Genomic DNA, 14,401 nt, shown 5'->3' with positions numbered 1-14,401 from the left:
CTCACCCCTGTGGGACTGTTACACTGGCGCCCCGGGCCAGAAAAAAGACCCCGCCCGGTGCGGGCGGGGTCTCGTGTTGGGTCAGCTTACTGCTTGAGGCCCAGCTGATCGAGGTAGGCAAGGTGCGAGTCCACCAGCGCCTTGGCTTCCGGCGTGTCGGCAAACTCACCCCAGGCCGATTGCGCCGCGGCGCGGAACTTGTTCAGTTCTTCGGTCGACCACTGCGACAGGGTCACGCCCTGCTCGCGCAGCTGTGCGGCGGCTTCGGCGTTCTTCTTCTCGAACGTCAGGGCCGTGCGCAGCGCCAGTGCTTCCATCGCCACCTTCATGATCTTCTGGTGATGCGCGGGCATCGCGTCGAAGACCGCCTTGTTGCAGGCCAGGTGATCCGACGGCATCGAGTGGAAGCCGGGGAAGTTGGCGTGCTTCACGATATCATAGAGGCCCAGACCGACGTTGTTGGCGAGGCCCGAGGCATCCGCCCCGTCGATTATGCCGGTTTCAAGCGCGGTGAAGATCTCAGTGAAGTCCATCACGATGGGCGAGGCGCCCAGCTTTTCGAAGATGATGGTCTGCATGCCGGGGGGTGAGCGGAACTTCCAGTCCTTGAAGTCTTCGACCTTGGCGATGGGCTTGGAGGAGGCAAAGCTCTCCTGGCCGTAGACCCACCAGCCGATCAGCTCCATGCCGTATTTGTTGTAAAGCGGCGCGGCGGCTTCCTTGCCGCCACCGAAATACAGCCAGCTGAGCTGTTGGTAGGGCGTGTCGTAGCCGCCCATGATGTCGCCCACAAACTGGAACGCGGAGTTCTTGCCGGTCTGATAGCCACCACCGGTCATGTCGCAATCGAGAATGCCGGTCGAGGCGGCATCGAAGGTCTCCACCGATTTCACGACGGAGGAAGAGTAGAACATCTCCACCTCGATCTCGCCGTTCGACATGTCCTGAATGTCCTGCATGTACTGCGCGGCGAGTTTGCCGGAGACGGTTTCAGGGGCGTAGTGTGTTTGGATGCGCAGCTTGGTGGTCTCCGCCGATGCGGTGAACGCAGTCGACGCAGCCAGCGCTGCTACGGCGGCAGCGGTCGCCGCCTTCTTGATGAGTTTCATGTTGTCCTCCCAGACGTTGAGCGCACATTTCCGTCGGGGCATTTCGGCCCGGTCTGTCTTACGCTACCGAAACGTTAGGCTGAGGGGTGCACCGCAAGCAAGAAAATATTTTATTTTTCCCGAATTTCGATATTTTCTTTGATTTTCGAAATTTTGCGCGTAACGCTGAGGTTGTACTGGGGGAGGTTTCATGGCCGCGCAGGATGCCGACATCTTTGACGATATGCGCCACCGGCTGATCACCGGCGAGTTCGGATATGGTACCAAACTGCGCGCGGAAAAGCTACGCCATGATTACAATTGTTCGGCCAGCACGGTGCGCGAGGTGCTGTTTCGGCTGTCCACCGTCGGCCTTGTCGAGTTTCAGGAGCAGCGTGGATTTCGCGCGCCTTTTCAATCAGTTGAGCGCCAGCATGAGCTGACGCATATGCGGATTTTGCTGGAGACGGAAGGTGCCTGCCTGTCGATCCGGATGGGAGGCGTGGAATGGGAGTCGCGGCTGACGGCTGCCCACCATAAGTTGTCTCACATCGAAACGCGGGTGCGAACCTCGGGCGATCTGATTCCCCTGCTTGGGCTCTGGAGCCGGGCCGAGCAGGAGTTTCATGAGACGCTGATCGATGCTTGCGGGTCGGGCCTTCTGAAGCGTACGCACGCGGTAATTTACGAACAGTTCCGCCAGCAACTCGTCTCGGCAGAGACGAATTACGGGTATTTCCCCGAGAATATTCGCGAGCATCAGGCGATTCTGGATGCGGCTTTGCAGCGGAACGAAGACCTGATGCGTGTCTGTGTGAACGACCATCTGGCACGCAACCTGACGCGGCCGATGCCGCGCAAGGCTCAGCCCGAAGCCCTGGGCAAATCCTCTGCGATATAGGTCTCGACGATCTCGTCAAAGCTGCTTTCGGCCCGGAAGCCGAGCGCGATGGCGCGTGCGGGGTCGAAGTTCCGCGGCCAGCCCGCGACGATTTTCATGATTGCCTCGTCGGGCTGCGGCTTGATCAGGTCGACAGCTTTCTGACCCGCGGCCCCACGTAGCGCCTCGATTTGCTCGGCCACTGTGCAGCTGAGCCCCGGCAGACTGAGCGCGCGGCGGCCTTCGAGCCGGGCGGTGTCGAGCGTGGCGGCGTGGATCAAGAACCCGGCGGCGGATTTCGGTGAGGCGTGCCAGTGCCGTACGGTGTCAGGCACGGGAAGGATCGCCTCCTGCCCGTTCAGCGGCTCGCGGATGATGCCGGAGAAAAAGGACGAGGCGGCGAGGTTCGGCTTGCCCGGGCGCACGCAGATCGTGGGCAGGCGCAAAGACATCCCGTCCATGAAGCCCTTGCGGCTGAAGTCCTGCAGCATAAGCTCCGAGATTGCCTTCTGCGCGCCATAGCTGGTTTGCGGCGATGAGAGGAATTCGTCACCGATCTTCTCCGGGTAGGGCGCACCGAAGACGGCGATGGAGGAGGTGAAGATCACGCGCGGCACATAGGCGCCGCCGCTCGCGTCATGCTCGGCCCGCAGCGCTTCGAGCAGCTGCCACATGGCCATCATGTTAGTGGCCCAGCCCTTGTCGAAATCGGTTTCGCACTCGCCCGAGACAATGGCGGCGAGATGAAAGATGAGATCCGGGCGCAACGCGGCGAGCTGTGCGATCTTCGCGGGATCGGTCAGGTTTCCGGTGATCTGCGCGGGGCCGTCCGGGCAGCCGGGCGGAAAGCCGATGTCAAAGAGCGTGATGTCGAGCGTGTCGTGCCCGGGCAGCCCTTCGGCCAGCAGGCGGGCGAGCAGCTTCTGGCCGACCATGCCGCCGCCGCCGATGATGAGAACCTTCGTCATGTGAGCAGCCCGTTGCGCGCCTTGAGTTCGAGATAGAGGCCGGAGTGGTCTTTCTCGCCCCCGTCCATCGCGTCGATGAAATGCTGGAAGCGGTCGCGGACGCTCTCGGTGGCGGGCAGGGTGAGGCCGTGGCTCGCCGCTTCGTCGAGCGTGTTGTTGAGGTCCTTCACCTGGAACTTGGTGAGGCCGCCGGGCTCGAAATTGCCCTCGGTCATACGCTCACCATGCTGTTGCAGGATCACACTGTCGGCAAAGCCACCCTTGAGGGCCGCACGCACCGCTGCCGGGTCGGCGCCGCCCCGTTCGGCGAGCAGCATCGCCTCGGCCACGGCGCTGATGGTGACGGCGACGATGGTCTGATTGGCGAGTTTCGAGAGCTGCCCCGCACCCGAAGGGCCGACGTGTACGGGGCGGCCCATGGCCTCGAAGACGTCGCGCGCGGTCTCGAATGTGTCGGGTTTGCCGCCCACCATGATCGCGAGGCTGGCGGCCTCGGCCCCTTTTGTCCCGCCCGAGACGGGCGCGTCGAGATGGCCGTAGCCCAGGCTGTTCAAAAGCTTCGCCTGCGCACGGGCGTGTTCGGGCTTGGCGCTGGACATGTCGATCCAGATCGCACCTGGGCTGAGCGCCTTGTCTGTGAGCGCCTCTTCGATCATCGCGCCCGAGGCGAACCCATCCGACAGCATGGTGATGACGAATTCGGCGCCCGCGATGGCGGTCATCGCATCGGGGGCGACGGTGGCGCCATCCTTCGCGAGCGGTTCGGCGCGGGCAAGCGTGCGGTTCCAGACCGTAAGATCGTGCCCGGCCTTGAGCAGATTGCGGCTCATGGGGACGCCCATCAGCCCCGTTCCGATCAGCGTGATTTTTCGCGATGTGGTCATGGTGCTGGATGTCCCCCCTCGATCCGTTATCCAAAGCAGTAGCCAAAGTGGCGCTGTTGTCATACGCTAACGAAAACCAGCCATTGGACCAGCCCGTCCGGTGGTTTTTTGATGAAGACGGCAAGATTTGTGCAGCGGCGATGGGGGAACCCCCCGGTTTGGAGAGCCGGCCGCAGGCGCAACGGGGGAGAGAATATCATGACAGGGCAAAGGCTTAAGGGTAAGCGCGCGTTGGTGACAGCGGCCGGGCAGGGTATCGGGCGGGCCAGTGCCCTGGCCATGGCCGCAGAGGGTGCCAAGGTCTTCGCGACGGACATCAACATGGCGGCGCTTTCCACGATTCGGGAGGCGAATCACGAAAATATCGAAATTTTCGAACTTGACGCCCGCAGTGATGAGAGCGTTTCCGCGGGTGTCGCGCAGGCGCAGCCGGACGTTCTGTTCAACTGTGCGGGCTTCGTGCATCATGGCTCTGTGCTCGATGCCAAGGACGACGAGTGGGACTTTGCCTTCGATCTCAATGTACGCTCGATGCTGCGGACGATCCGTGCGGCCCTGCCGGGGATGCTGGAACGCGGGGGTGGGTCGATCATCAATATGTCGTCGGCGTGCTCGTCGGTGATTGGTGCGCCGAACCGCTTTATCTATGGCACGACGAAGGCGGCGGTGATCGGGCTGACGAAATCGGTGGCGGTGGACTACGTGTCGAAAGGCATTCGGTGTAACGCGATCTGCCCGGGCACGGTGGAGAGCCCGAGCTGGCATGATCGGGTCGACGCGCTTGGGCAGCAGCTCGGCAGCAAGGACAAGGCGATGGAACAGTTTGTCTCGCGCCAGCCCATGGGCCGGGTGGCCACGGCAGAGGAGATCGCGGCGCTTGTGGTATACCTCGCCAGCGACGAGAGCGCATTCACAACGGGGCATCCCCATATCATTGATGGAGGCTGGTCAGGACAGTGACAGAGTCTGGAACAAAGAAAATCAGCATCGAAGATTTGCGGTCGCGCAAGTGGTTTATGAACCCGGACAATCCGGAGATGACCGCGCTCTATCTGGAGCGCTATCTGAATTACGGGCTGACGCGGGAAGAGCTGCAGTCGGGCAAGCCGATCATCGGAATTGCGCAGACGGGCAGCGACCTCAGCCCCTGCAACCGGCATCATCTGGAGCTGACAAAGCGGGTGCGCGACGGGATCATTGCCGCCGGGGGCACCTGTATCGAGGTGCCGGTGCATCCGATCCAAGAAACGGGCAAGCGGCCGACGGCGATGCTGGACCGGAACCTCGCGTATCTCAGCCTCGTCGAGACGCTGTTCGGTTATCCGCTCGATGGGGTGGTGCTGAACATTGGCTGTGACAAGACCACGCCCGCGCTGCTGATGGCGGCTGCAACCGTGAATATTCCGGCGATCGCGCTGTCGGTGGGGCCGATGCTGAACGGCTGGTTCCGGGGTGAGCGGACGGGCTCGGGCACCATCGTCTGGAAGGCGCGCGAGATGCACGCGGCGGGCGAGATCGACGATGAGGGGTTCATGGAGCTTGTGGCCTCCTCGGCGCCTTCGGTCGGGTATTGCAACACGATGGGCACGGCCACGACGATGAATTCGCTGGCCGAGGCCTTGGGCATGCAGCTGCCGGGGTCCGCAGCGATTCCGGCGCCCTATCGCGAGCGCGGGCAGATCAGCTATGAGACCGGGCGACGGATTGTGGACATGGTCTGGGAGGACCTGCGTCCGTCGAACATCATGACCCGGGAGGCTTTTGAGAACACGATCGTGATCAACTCGGCGATTGGCGGCTCGACCAATGCGCCGATCCATTTGAACGGGATCGCGCGGCATTTGGGTGTGCCGCTGGACAACAACGACTGGCAGGCCATCGGGCATGATGTGCCGCTCTTGGTGAACCTGCAGCCGGCGGGGGAGTACCTGGGCGAGGACTATCAACACGCGGGTGGTGTGCCGGCGGTTGTCGGCGAACTGATCGCTGCGGGGCTGTTGCCGCATCCGGATGTGATCACCGCCAATGGCAAGACGATGGCCGAGAACTGCGGGCATCTGCGCAGCGAGAACACCGAGGTGATCAAGCCGGTGTCCGAGCCGCTGAAGGAGCAGGCGGGCTTCATCAACCTGAGCGGTAACCTCTTTGACAGCGCGATCATGAAGACCAGTGTGATCAGCAAGAGTTTCCGCGCCAAGTATCTGTCGAACCCGGATGACATGAACGCCTTCGAAGGGCGGGCTGTGGTGTTTGACGGACCCGAGGATTTCCACCACCGGATCGATGATCCGAGTGAGAACATCGATGAGGATTGCATTCTCTTCATGCGCGGGGCGGGGCCCAAAGGCTATCCCGGAGGGGCGGAAGTCGTGAACATGCGGCCGCCATCCTACCTGCTGAAGAAAGGTGTGGAGGCGCTGCCCTGCGTGGGCGATGGGCGCCAGTCCGGGACCTCCGGGTCTCCGTCCATCCTGAACGCCTCGCCCGAGGCGGCGGCGGGCGGGGGGCTGGCCTTGCTCAAGACCGGTGACACGGTGCGGATTGATCTGAACACCTGCACGGCGGACATGCTGGTGCCAATGGAGGAACTGGCCGAGCGGGCGCGGATCTTCGAGGCGCAGGGCGGCTATGACGCGCCCGAGAGCCAGTCGCCCTGGCAGGCGCTCTTCCGCGAGAAGGTGGGGCGCTTCGATCAGGGGATGATCCTGCAGGATGCGGACACCTATCAGGACATCTCGCGCAAAGGGCTGCCGCGAGACAATCACTAGACACGCGCGTGTGGCGTGACCATCGGAGCGGTGGCCTGAAAGCCCACCGGACCTGCCAACGGAAAAGGGATGAGAAAGACGTGAAACTTGTAAGATATGGCGCCGCAGGTGCAGAGAAGCCCGGGATGCTGGATGGAGATGGCACGCTGCGCGATCTGTCCGCACATGTTGATGATATCGCGGGTGAGGTGCTGTCGGACGCGGGGCTGGAGACGCTGCGTGCAATTGATCCGGCAAGCCTGCCTGTCGTGGACGGCGATCCGCGCATCGGGGCCTGCGTCGGCAACATCGGCAAATTTCTTTGCATTGGGCTCAACTATTCCGACCACGCCGCCGAGACGGGCGCGGATATCCCCGAGCACCCGATCCTCTTCTTCAAGGCCAATTCGGCTGTGGTGGGCCCGAATGATGACGTCAGCATGCCGCGCGGATCGACCCACACCGATTGGGAGGTCGAGCTGGGTGTGGTGATTGGCACGACAGCGAAATATGTGAGCAAAGAGAGCGCGCTGGACCATGTGGCAGGGTACTGCGTCGTGAACGACGTGAGTGAGCGGCATTTCCAGACGCAGTTGACCGGGCAGTGGACCAAGGGCAAATCCTGCGACACCTTCGGGCCGACGGGGCCCTGGCTGGTGACGCGGGATGAGGTGCCGAACCCGCAGAGCCTCGCCATGAGCCTTGATGTGAACGGAAAGCGGATGCAGACGGGGAACACCGCGACCATGATCTTCACGGTTGCGGAGATTATCGAGCATCTGTCGTCGCTGATGACGCTGCACCCGGGCGATGTGATAACGACGGGGACGCCTCCCGGCGTCGGCATGGGGATCAAGCCGGAGCCGGTGTACCTGAAAAAAGGCGACGTGATGGAGTTGACCATCGAAGGGCTGGGGCACCAGCGGCAAACCGTGACGGAGGATGCGTAAATGGCGGAGTTGTTTTTGATCGGTGGCGCCACTGATGTGATGCTGGAGCGGTTGAACGCTGCCTTCACCGTGCACAAAGCGAAGGACATGGATGACCCGCAGGCGTGGCTGGCCGAGAATGGCAGCAGTATCACTCATGTGGCGACCAATGGGCACGATGGGGTCAAGCCGGAGTACATGGCGGCGATGCCGAACCTGAAGGCGATCAGCTGCTATGGCGTGGGCTATGACGCCATCGATGTGAACGCGGCGAAAGCCAAGGGCGTGGTGGTCACGCATACGCCGAACGTGCTGAACGCCGAGGTGGCAACGACCGCCGTGCTGCTCATGCTGGCCTGCTATCGCGAGATCCTCCGCGACGATGCCTATGTGCGCTCGGGGCGGTGGGAGGCGGAGGGGAGTTCCGCGCTGACCCGCTCGGCGGACAATCAGACCGTGGGTATTCTGGGCCTAGGCCGGATTGGTCAGGCGATTGCAGACAAGCTGGCACCCTGGGGCACGACCATTGTCTATCATTCGCGCAGCCCGAAGGATGTGAACTACAAGTACTACGGCGATCTGACCGAGATGGCGAAGGATGTGGATACGCTGATCTGCATCACCCCTGGTGGGCCGTCGACGAACAAGATCGTCAACGCCGAGGTGATGAATGCGCTGGGGCCACAGGGCACACTGATCAACGTGAGCCGTGGCTCGGTTGTGGATGAGGCGGCGATGATCGCCGCGTTGCAAGAGGGGCGTCTGGGCTGGGCTGGTCTCGATGTCTTCGAGGCAGAGCCGCATGTGCCCGAGGCGCTGCGCAAGTTGTCAAACGTCGTGTTGCTTCCGCATGTGGGCTCGGCCACACATGAGACGCGGGCCGCCATGGGCGCGCTGACGGTGGACAACCTGCTGCAGCACCTGAAGGACGGCACGGTGATCTCGGCCGTCCCGGAATGCGCGGATATGTGAGCCTGTGACCCGGATTGCGCGCGTTACCGCCCGGCTCTTCAACGTGCCGCTGGATGAGGTGCTAGTGGATGCCAAGCATGGCAGCCACAGCCACTTTCACCTCATCACGGCCACGGTGACGCTGGAGGACGGGCGCGAGGGGACCGGGTACACCTACAACGGCGGACGTGGCGGGCACGCGATCGCCGCGATGATCACCCATGATCTGGCGCCCTTCCTAGTGGGTCGCGACTCCGAGGATGTCGAGGCGCTGTATGACGCGATGCAGTGGCATATGCACTACGTCGGGCGCGGCGGTATCCTGAGCTTCGCGATCTCGGCGGTGGATATCGCGCTCTGGGACCTGCGCGGGCGGGCCTTGGATCAGCCGCTTTGGCAGATGGCGGGAGGCGCTGGAAAGACTTGCAAAGCCTACGGCGGCGGAATCGATCTGGCTTATCCGCTGCCAAAGCTTCTGACCCATGTGCAAAGTTACCTCGATTCGGGCCTGAATGGTGTGAAGATCAAGATCGGCCAGCCGACCGAAGCCGAGGATGTGGCGCGCATCCGCGCGGTGCGCCAGCAGATCGGGTCCGACACGGCCTTCATGATCGACGCCAACTATTCGATGACGGTGCCGCAGGCGATCTCTCTCGCCAATGCGGTGAAGGACCAGGAGATCCTGTGGTTTGAGGAGCCGATTATCCCGGACCACTACGCGGGCTATGCCGAGATTACCAAGGCGACCGGCATGGCCGTTGCGCAGGGTGAAAACCTGCACACGATCCATGAATTCGAGATGGCGCTGGAGCACGGGGACCTGGGGTTCATCCAGCCCGATGCCTCGAACTGCGGGGGGATTACTGGCTGGCTGCAAGCCTCAGAGCTGGCGCGGCAGGCGGGTGTCCCGGTCTGCAGTCACGGGATGCAGGAGCTGCACGTGAGCCTTGTCTCAGCGCAGGCGCACGCAGGCTGGATCGAGGTGCACAGTTTTCCGATTGACCGCTATACCACGCGACCGCTGGTCATCGAAAACCACCGCGCCGTCGCGCCCGATCAGCCCGGTACAGGCGTTACCTTCGACTGGGCGCGACTTGCTCCTTTCGAGGTCGCTTCATAGCACCCGTGCAAAGACCGACTTCAATTGCGCCTTCACCCTTCCGAAAATACTCAATCCAGTGGTTGGCCACGGGCACCTAAGGCTCAGATCCGCAGGAACCGTTGTGCAATCTTCGGGATCAGCCGATCGAACTGCAGCGGCGCGTCGGCCACGGCGAGGCAGATGCAATCCTCGTGGATGTCCGCCACTGGCGTGTGGTGCATGTCGCTGTCTGCGATCTCCACATCCCCGCGGGCGAAGTAATCATCGTCGTCCTGGAACGCGCCTTTCAGCACCATCGTCATCTCGGTGCCGTGGTGGCCGTGATCGGGCATCGCCGTTCCCGCCGGGATTAACAGAAGCCGGGCCGAGGCCTCCTTGGAGGTTGGCAGGATTGCCTGTTTCACACCCATACCCACCGGTTTCCAGCGGATCGCGTTCAGATCGCCGCCCACATAGTCGCGCAGCGGCTTGGGCAGCACGGCGCAATGCGTCTCGGCTGCGGTCGGTTCCGCAACCGGGCCGCCGGCGATCAGCGACAGGGTTGCCTCAAAACTGCCCGGCTCCAACGCCGCGCCTGCACCGCTGTCCGCCATCTCCAGCACTTCGCCGCCCAGGGCGTCGAAGCTTTCAGCCTGCGCGCGGCAGGTGTCGCAGAGCGACAGGTGCGCTGCGACCATGAGATTGAAGGCTTCCGGCAGGCTGCCCGCCGCATAAGCCATGAGAATGGCGTCATTGAGGTGATGTTTAATGCTGTTACTCATGTCATTCACTTCATTGCGTGGCGCAGGCGATCCAGCGCCAACCGTATTCGCGATTTGATCGTGCCCAGGGGCAGACCGGTTTCTGCGGCGATTTCACTGTGGGTCAGATCCCCGAAATACGCCTTTTCAATCAGCTCTCGCTGCGCATCCGGCAAATTGGCCAATGCGACACCGAGCGCCTCGGTTTCCTGTTGCAGGGTCAGGACATCTGCCTGATCCGGTTCTTCTTCAGGACCCCATGTGAGGTCCTCTGGTTCTGGCCTGCGCTGGCGGCGCAGGAGGTCAATCTTGCGGTTCCGGGCGATCGTGAAAATCCACGTCGCGACGGAGGCGCGGGCCGGGTCGAACTGGTGCGCCTTGTTCCAGAGTGCTGCCATCACATCCTGCGAGCACTCCTCGGCCAGCGACGCATCCGCGCCGGACTTCATCAAAAATCCCTTCACCCGCGGGGCGAAGTGGTCAAACAGCTCGGCAAACGCCTGAGTATCTTTGTCGTCCCGGACGCGAGTGACATGCTCCACCCACAGCATCCGTGTTGATCCGGTCTTACCGCTCACGTGTTTTTGTCCAGCCTTCATCGTCAACAAAGGGTCCGCCACCGCAGCGGGAACAGACGTGGTTTTCAGTTCGCTTTCAAGACCCACCAACATGTCCCATTTACGTCGCGGGTGCAAAATTGGATCAAAAAAACTTTGTTTTTGTGGCAATGCATCCATTTTGTCAGCCACGTCGTATACACGGCAGACCACAAAGAAAGATCGGACGGCCCAATATGCCTTTTGAAGCCCTGACAACAGGCACCTTCGCTCCCTTCTCCACGCCCCGGACATCGCAGAAAATCGCCGTGATTGGCGGCGGCATTTCCGGCATGGGCGCGGCGTTCATGTTGAGCAAGGATTACCAGGTCACGCTCTTCGAGGCGGAACCTCGGCTGGGCGGGCACGCGCGTACGGTCATGGCGGGCAAAGCGGGCGACCAGCCGGTAGACACCGGGTTCATCGTCTTCAACCACGCGAATTATCCTTACATGTCGGCGCTCTTCCGGCAGCTGAACGTGCCGATCACAAAGTCCAACATGAGCTTCGGCGCCTCCATCGACGGCGGGCGGCTGGAGTATGCGCTGACCTCGCTGGACGCGCTTTTTGCGCAGCGCCGCAATGCCGTGAGCCCCAGTTTCCTCGGCATGGTGCGGGACATTCTCAAATTCACCAAGCGGGCGGAAGAGGTGGCACAGGACCGCAGCCTGAGCCTCGGCGATTTTCTCGCGGCGCTTGGCACCGGTGACGCTTTCCGCGATCATTTCCTGCTGCCCTTCTCCGGCGCGATCTGGTCGACGCCGGTCGACAAGATCATGGAGTTCCCGGCGCATGCGATGATCCAGTTCTTCAAGAACCACGCGCTGTTGGGCGTGCATGGGCAACATCAGTGGTACACGGTGGAAGGCGGCTCACAGCAGTATGTGAACCGGCTCGAGGCGGCGTTGAAGAACCAGGGCACCGACATCCGGCTGGGCGCTGCGGTTCAGGCGGTCATTCGCGGGCCGGGCAAGGTGGTGCTACGCACGTGGGGGGGCGAGCCCGAGGTGTTTGACCATGTGGTCTTCGCCACGCATTCCGATGACAGCTTGCGCCTGCTGGGAGACCCGTCGCCGGAGGAAAGCCGCGCGCTGGGGGCCGTCGGTTACCAGCCCAACGACATCGTGCTGCACGCCGACACCAGCCTGATGCCGAAGTCGCGCAAGACCTGGGCGAGCTGGGTCTACACCGAAGACAAGGACGCGCGGTCGGACCGGATCGACCTGACCTATTGGATGAACTCGCTGCAGCCCATTCCGATGGATGATCTGCATTTCGTCACGCTGAACACCAAGCGGAAGATCCGCGAGGAGTTGATCTATGACACGGTGACCCTGCGCCACCCGGTGTATGATCTCGCCGCACTGGAGGCACAGAAAGAGGTGAAGGCGTTCAATGGCGCGCGGAACACATGGTATTGCGGGGCCTGGATGAAAAACGGCTTCCACGAGGACGGGCTGTCGAGCGCGGTCGATGTGGTGCGCAGCCTGCGCGCGGTGGAACAGGACCGGGTGGCCGCTGAATGACGGCACGCGTCGATCATATCGCGGGCCAGACTTTTCATGGCCGCAAGGGATCGGTTGAGAACGCCTTTCGCTATTCAGTGGATTACATCCTGCTGGATGCGGAGGCCGAGGTGTGTGGTCCGCGGCTTTTTGCGCGCAATGGCACTGCGCTCACGTCTTTGCATGACGTGGATCACGGCGGGCCGCCCAAGGCGGGCCGGGGCGCGCCCTGGGTGCGCGACGTGCTGGAGCAGCACCAGATCACCGGTGTCGCGCAGATCGAACTGCTCGCGCAGCCGCGCATGTTGGGGCATGTGTTCAACCCGGTGAGCTTCTGGCTGTGTCGCCGCGATGATGGCGCGCTGATCGCGGTGATTGCCGAGGTGAGCAACACCTTCGGGGACCGGCACAGCTATCTTTGCCATCACCGTGATCTGCGGCCCATTGATCCCTCCGACACGCTGACAGCGACGAAAATCTTCCACGTCTCACCGTTTCAACCGGTCGAGGGCGGGTACAAATTCCGTTTCGACATCTCGGACGCGCGGATCGGCATCTGGATTGATTATGCGCGCGAAGACGGCGGGCTGATCGCGACGCTGACCGGCCAGCGCCGTCCGCTGACCAACCGCGCGATCCTGCGCTCGGCGCTGTTCCGGCCTTTGGGTGCCCGCCGGGTGCTGGGGCTGATCCATTGGCAAGCACTCAAGCTCTGGTGGAAAGGCGCACGCTATCGCGCTCGGCCGCTGCCGCCGAAGAAAGAGGTGTCGCGGTGACGACCACCCGAGAGCGCCTGCCGGCCTATTCACTCTTTGCGGCTCTGCTCGCGGCCGCTGGACTGCCGATCTATATTCACGCGCCCAAGTTCTATGTGGATGAATACGGCGTGTCGCTCGCGGCCCTGGGCGCGGTGCTGTTCGGGTTGCGGCTGCTCGACGTGGTGCAGGACCCGCTGCTCGGCAAGCTGGCCGAGAAGCTGCGGGACCAGCGCGCGGTGGCGGTGGCGATTGGCTGCGCCGTGATTGGCGCTGCGATGGTGGCGCTGTTTGCGATCCCGCCGCTCTTGTCGCCGCTGGTCTGGTTCGGCCTGACGCTGACGCTGGTGTTTTCGGCCTTCAGCTTTCTGACCATCAACTTCTACGCCCAAGGCGTGATGAAGGGCACGGCGATGGCCGGTCAGGGTCATCTGCGGCTGGCGCGCTGGCGTGAGAGCGGCGCGCTACTGGGCGTTTGTGTGGCGGCGGTGGCCCCGGTGGCGCTGGCCGCGGCATTTGATGCACCCTTTGCCTGGTTTGCGCTGGGGTTCGCGGGGCTGGCCGTCTGTGCCGCCTATGCGATGCGCAGCGAGTGGAGCACAGCGGGTCTGGCCGCCTCCACGGGCTTTGGAGTCGTGCTGCAGGACAAGCTGGCGCGCCGGCTGTTGCTCATCGCGCTGGTCAATGCCGCCCCTGTCGCGGTGAGCTCGACGCTGTTTCTGTTCTTTGTCGAGAGCAAGCTTGATGCGCCGGGCTATGAGGGCCCGCTCTTGCTGATCTTCTTCCTGTCTGCCGCCGTGGCCGCGCCATTCTGGGGCGCGATGGCCGAGCGGTTCGGGCCGAAGGACGTGCTGATCTTTGCGATGATCCTCGCGATCTGTGCCTTTGGCCTGACGCTGACGCTCGGGCCCGGCGACTGGGTGCTCTTTGCGGTGATCTGTGTCGCCTCGGGCGTGACGCTGGGGGCGGACCTGACGCTGCTGCCTGCGACCTTTGCCAACCGGATGGCGCGGATTTCGCCCTCGGCGGCGGAGGGGTTTGGGCTCTGGTCCTTCGTGTCGAAGCTGACGCTCGCCTTTGCGGCGGTGACCCTGCTGCCCCTGCTGGAGCGCGCGGGCTTCCAGAGCGGCAGCGCGTCGGAGAACACGCCCGAGGCGTTGGCGCTTCTTGCGGTGCTCTATGCAGGCGTACCCTGTGTTCTGAAACTGGCGGCCATTGCGCTTCTGGCCATCACTGACCTGAGCGAGGTGTGAGCG

14 protein-coding genes are annotated in these 14,401 nt (G+C 62.8%); 9 read left to right on the top strand and 5 right to left on the bottom strand.

Annotated elements, in window-relative coordinates; genetic code table 11:
• Window positions 1-86: 86 nt before the first annotated feature.
• Window positions 87-1,109 (bottom strand): TRAP transporter substrate-binding protein, encoded by a 1,023-nt coding sequence (locus ACVC7O_RS19555; RefSeq protein ID WP_458323784.1) that lies wholly within the window; start codon window positions 1,107-1,109, stop codon window positions 87-89.
• 190 nt (window positions 1,110-1,299) lie between these two features.
• Here ACVC7O_RS19555 and ACVC7O_RS19550 point away from each other — a divergent pair, with 190 nt between their 5' ends.
• Window positions 1,300-1,989: a GntR family transcriptional regulator gene (locus tag ACVC7O_RS19550; protein ID WP_458323783.1), complete on the top strand. Its 690-nt coding sequence runs from the start codon at window positions 1,300-1,302 to the stop codon at window positions 1,987-1,989.
• On the opposite strand, the gene denD is transcribed toward ACVC7O_RS19550, so the two are convergent.
• Complete coding sequence (gene denD, locus ACVC7O_RS19545) at window positions 1,953-2,936, bottom strand: D-erythronate dehydrogenase (protein ID WP_458323782.1); 984 nt, start codon at window positions 2,934-2,936, stop codon at window positions 1,953-1,955. The genes ACVC7O_RS19550 and denD overlap by 37 nt on opposite strands.
• Complete coding sequence (locus tag ACVC7O_RS19540; protein ID WP_458323781.1) at window positions 2,933-3,820, bottom strand: NAD(P)-dependent oxidoreductase; 888 nt, start codon at window positions 3,818-3,820, stop codon at window positions 2,933-2,935. The genes denD and ACVC7O_RS19540 overlap by 4 nt, the downstream gene beginning before the upstream one ends.
• Before the next feature lie 198 nt (window positions 3,821-4,018).
• On the opposite strand from ACVC7O_RS19540, the gene ACVC7O_RS19535 reads away from it, so the two are divergent.
• From ACVC7O_RS19535 to ACVC7O_RS19515, 5 genes are all read left to right on the top strand, one after another.
• Window positions 4,019-4,780 carry an SDR family oxidoreductase gene (locus tag ACVC7O_RS19535; protein ID WP_458323780.1) on the top strand — a complete coding sequence of 254 codons (762 nt, stop codon included), beginning with the start codon at window positions 4,019-4,021 and terminating at the stop codon, window positions 4,778-4,780.
• A 56-nt stretch (window positions 4,781-4,836) separates the two neighbouring features.
• Complete coding sequence (locus ACVC7O_RS19530; RefSeq protein ID WP_458326120.1) at window positions 4,837-6,588, top strand: IlvD/Edd family dehydratase; 1,752 nt, start codon at window positions 4,837-4,839, stop codon at window positions 6,586-6,588.
• A gap of 80 nt (window positions 6,589-6,668) precedes the next feature.
• Entirely contained in the window at window positions 6,669-7,517 is an 849-nt protein-coding gene (locus tag ACVC7O_RS19525) for a fumarylacetoacetate hydrolase family protein (protein WP_458323779.1), read from the top strand.
• Window positions 7,518-8,468 carry a 2-hydroxyacid dehydrogenase gene (locus ACVC7O_RS19520; protein ID WP_458323778.1) on the top strand — a complete coding sequence of 317 codons (951 nt, stop codon included), beginning with the start codon at window positions 7,518-7,520 and terminating at the stop codon, window positions 8,466-8,468.
• Window positions 8,469-8,472: 4 nt separating this feature from the next.
• Window positions 8,473-9,567, top strand: a complete 1,095-nt coding sequence (locus tag ACVC7O_RS19515; protein ID WP_458323777.1) for a mandelate racemase/muconate lactonizing enzyme family protein — start codon at window positions 8,473-8,475, stop codon at window positions 9,565-9,567.
• A gap of 83 nt (window positions 9,568-9,650) precedes the next feature.
• On the opposite strand, the gene ACVC7O_RS19510 is transcribed toward ACVC7O_RS19515, so the two are convergent.
• Both ACVC7O_RS19510 and ACVC7O_RS19505 read right to left on the bottom strand, forming a co-directional pair.
• Window positions 9,651-10,310: a ChrR family anti-sigma-E factor gene (locus tag ACVC7O_RS19510; protein WP_458323776.1), complete on the bottom strand. Its 660-nt coding sequence runs from the start codon at window positions 10,308-10,310 to the stop codon at window positions 9,651-9,653.
• 5 nt (window positions 10,311-10,315) lie between these two features.
• Window positions 10,316-10,888 (bottom strand): sigma-70 family RNA polymerase sigma factor, encoded by a 573-nt coding sequence (locus ACVC7O_RS19505; RefSeq protein WP_458326119.1) that lies wholly within the window; start codon window positions 10,886-10,888, stop codon window positions 10,316-10,318.
• A 194-nt stretch (window positions 10,889-11,082) separates the two neighbouring features.
• Between ACVC7O_RS19505 and ACVC7O_RS19500 the strand changes: the two genes are divergently transcribed.
• From ACVC7O_RS19500 to ACVC7O_RS19490, 3 genes are read left to right on the top strand one after another with little or no spacing between them, the layout of a single operon-like run.
• Window positions 11,083-12,411, top strand: coding sequence for an NAD(P)/FAD-dependent oxidoreductase (locus ACVC7O_RS19500; RefSeq protein WP_458323775.1), 1,329 nt, complete (start codon window positions 11,083-11,085; stop codon window positions 12,409-12,411).
• Window positions 12,408-13,166 (top strand): DUF1365 domain-containing protein, encoded by a 759-nt coding sequence (locus tag ACVC7O_RS19495; RefSeq protein WP_458323774.1) that lies wholly within the window; start codon window positions 12,408-12,410, stop codon window positions 13,164-13,166. The genes ACVC7O_RS19500 and ACVC7O_RS19495 overlap by 4 nt, the downstream gene beginning before the upstream one ends.
• Window positions 13,163-14,398 (top strand): MFS transporter, encoded by a 1,236-nt coding sequence (locus ACVC7O_RS19490; protein ID WP_458323773.1) that lies wholly within the window; start codon window positions 13,163-13,165, stop codon window positions 14,396-14,398. Before ACVC7O_RS19495 ends, ACVC7O_RS19490 begins: the two co-directional genes overlap by 4 nt.
• Window positions 14,399-14,401: the final 3 nt, after the last annotated feature.

The sequence above is a fragment of the Roseobacter cerffii genome, assembly GCF_054226325.1.
Note: the sequence above shows the minus strand (reverse complement) of the source record. Positions and strands in the feature narration are given on the sequence as shown.

Bases quoted from the DNA above. Each gene is read 5' to 3' on its own strand.
- ACVC7O_RS19535 (WP_458323780.1), top strand. From the start codon at position 4,019: ATGACAGGGCAAAGGCTTAAGGGTAAGCGCGCGTTGGTGACAGCGGCC.
- ACVC7O_RS19500 (WP_458323775.1), top strand. From the start codon at position 11,083: ATGCCTTTTGAAGCCCTGACAACAGGCACCTTCGCTCCCTTCTCCACG.
- ACVC7O_RS19540 (WP_458323781.1), bottom strand. From the start codon at position 3,820: ATGACCACATCGCGAAAAATCACGCTGATCGGAACGGGGCTGATGGGC.
- ACVC7O_RS19555 (WP_458323784.1), bottom strand. From the start codon at position 1,109: ATGAAACTCATCAAGAAGGCGGCGACCGCTGCCGCCGTAGCAGCGCTG.
- ACVC7O_RS19510 (WP_458323776.1), bottom strand. From the start codon at position 10,310: ATGAGTAACAGCATTAAACATCACCTCAATGACGCCATTCTCATGGCT.
- ACVC7O_RS19550 (WP_458323783.1), top strand. From the start codon at position 1,300: ATGGCCGCGCAGGATGCCGACATCTTTGACGATATGCGCCACCGGCTG.
- ACVC7O_RS19505 (WP_458326119.1), bottom strand. From the start codon at position 10,888: ATGAAGGCTGGACAAAAACACGTGAGCGGTAAGACCGGATCAACACGG.
- ACVC7O_RS19520 (WP_458323778.1), top strand. From the start codon at position 7,518: ATGGCGGAGTTGTTTTTGATCGGTGGCGCCACTGATGTGATGCTGGAG.
- denD (WP_458323782.1), bottom strand. From the start codon at position 2,936: ATGACGAAGGTTCTCATCATCGGCGGCGGCGGCATGGTCGGCCAGAAG.
- ACVC7O_RS19530 (WP_458326120.1), top strand. From the start codon at position 4,837: ATGAACCCGGACAATCCGGAGATGACCGCGCTCTATCTGGAGCGCTAT.
- ACVC7O_RS19495 (WP_458323774.1), top strand. From the start codon at position 12,408: ATGACGGCACGCGTCGATCATATCGCGGGCCAGACTTTTCATGGCCGC.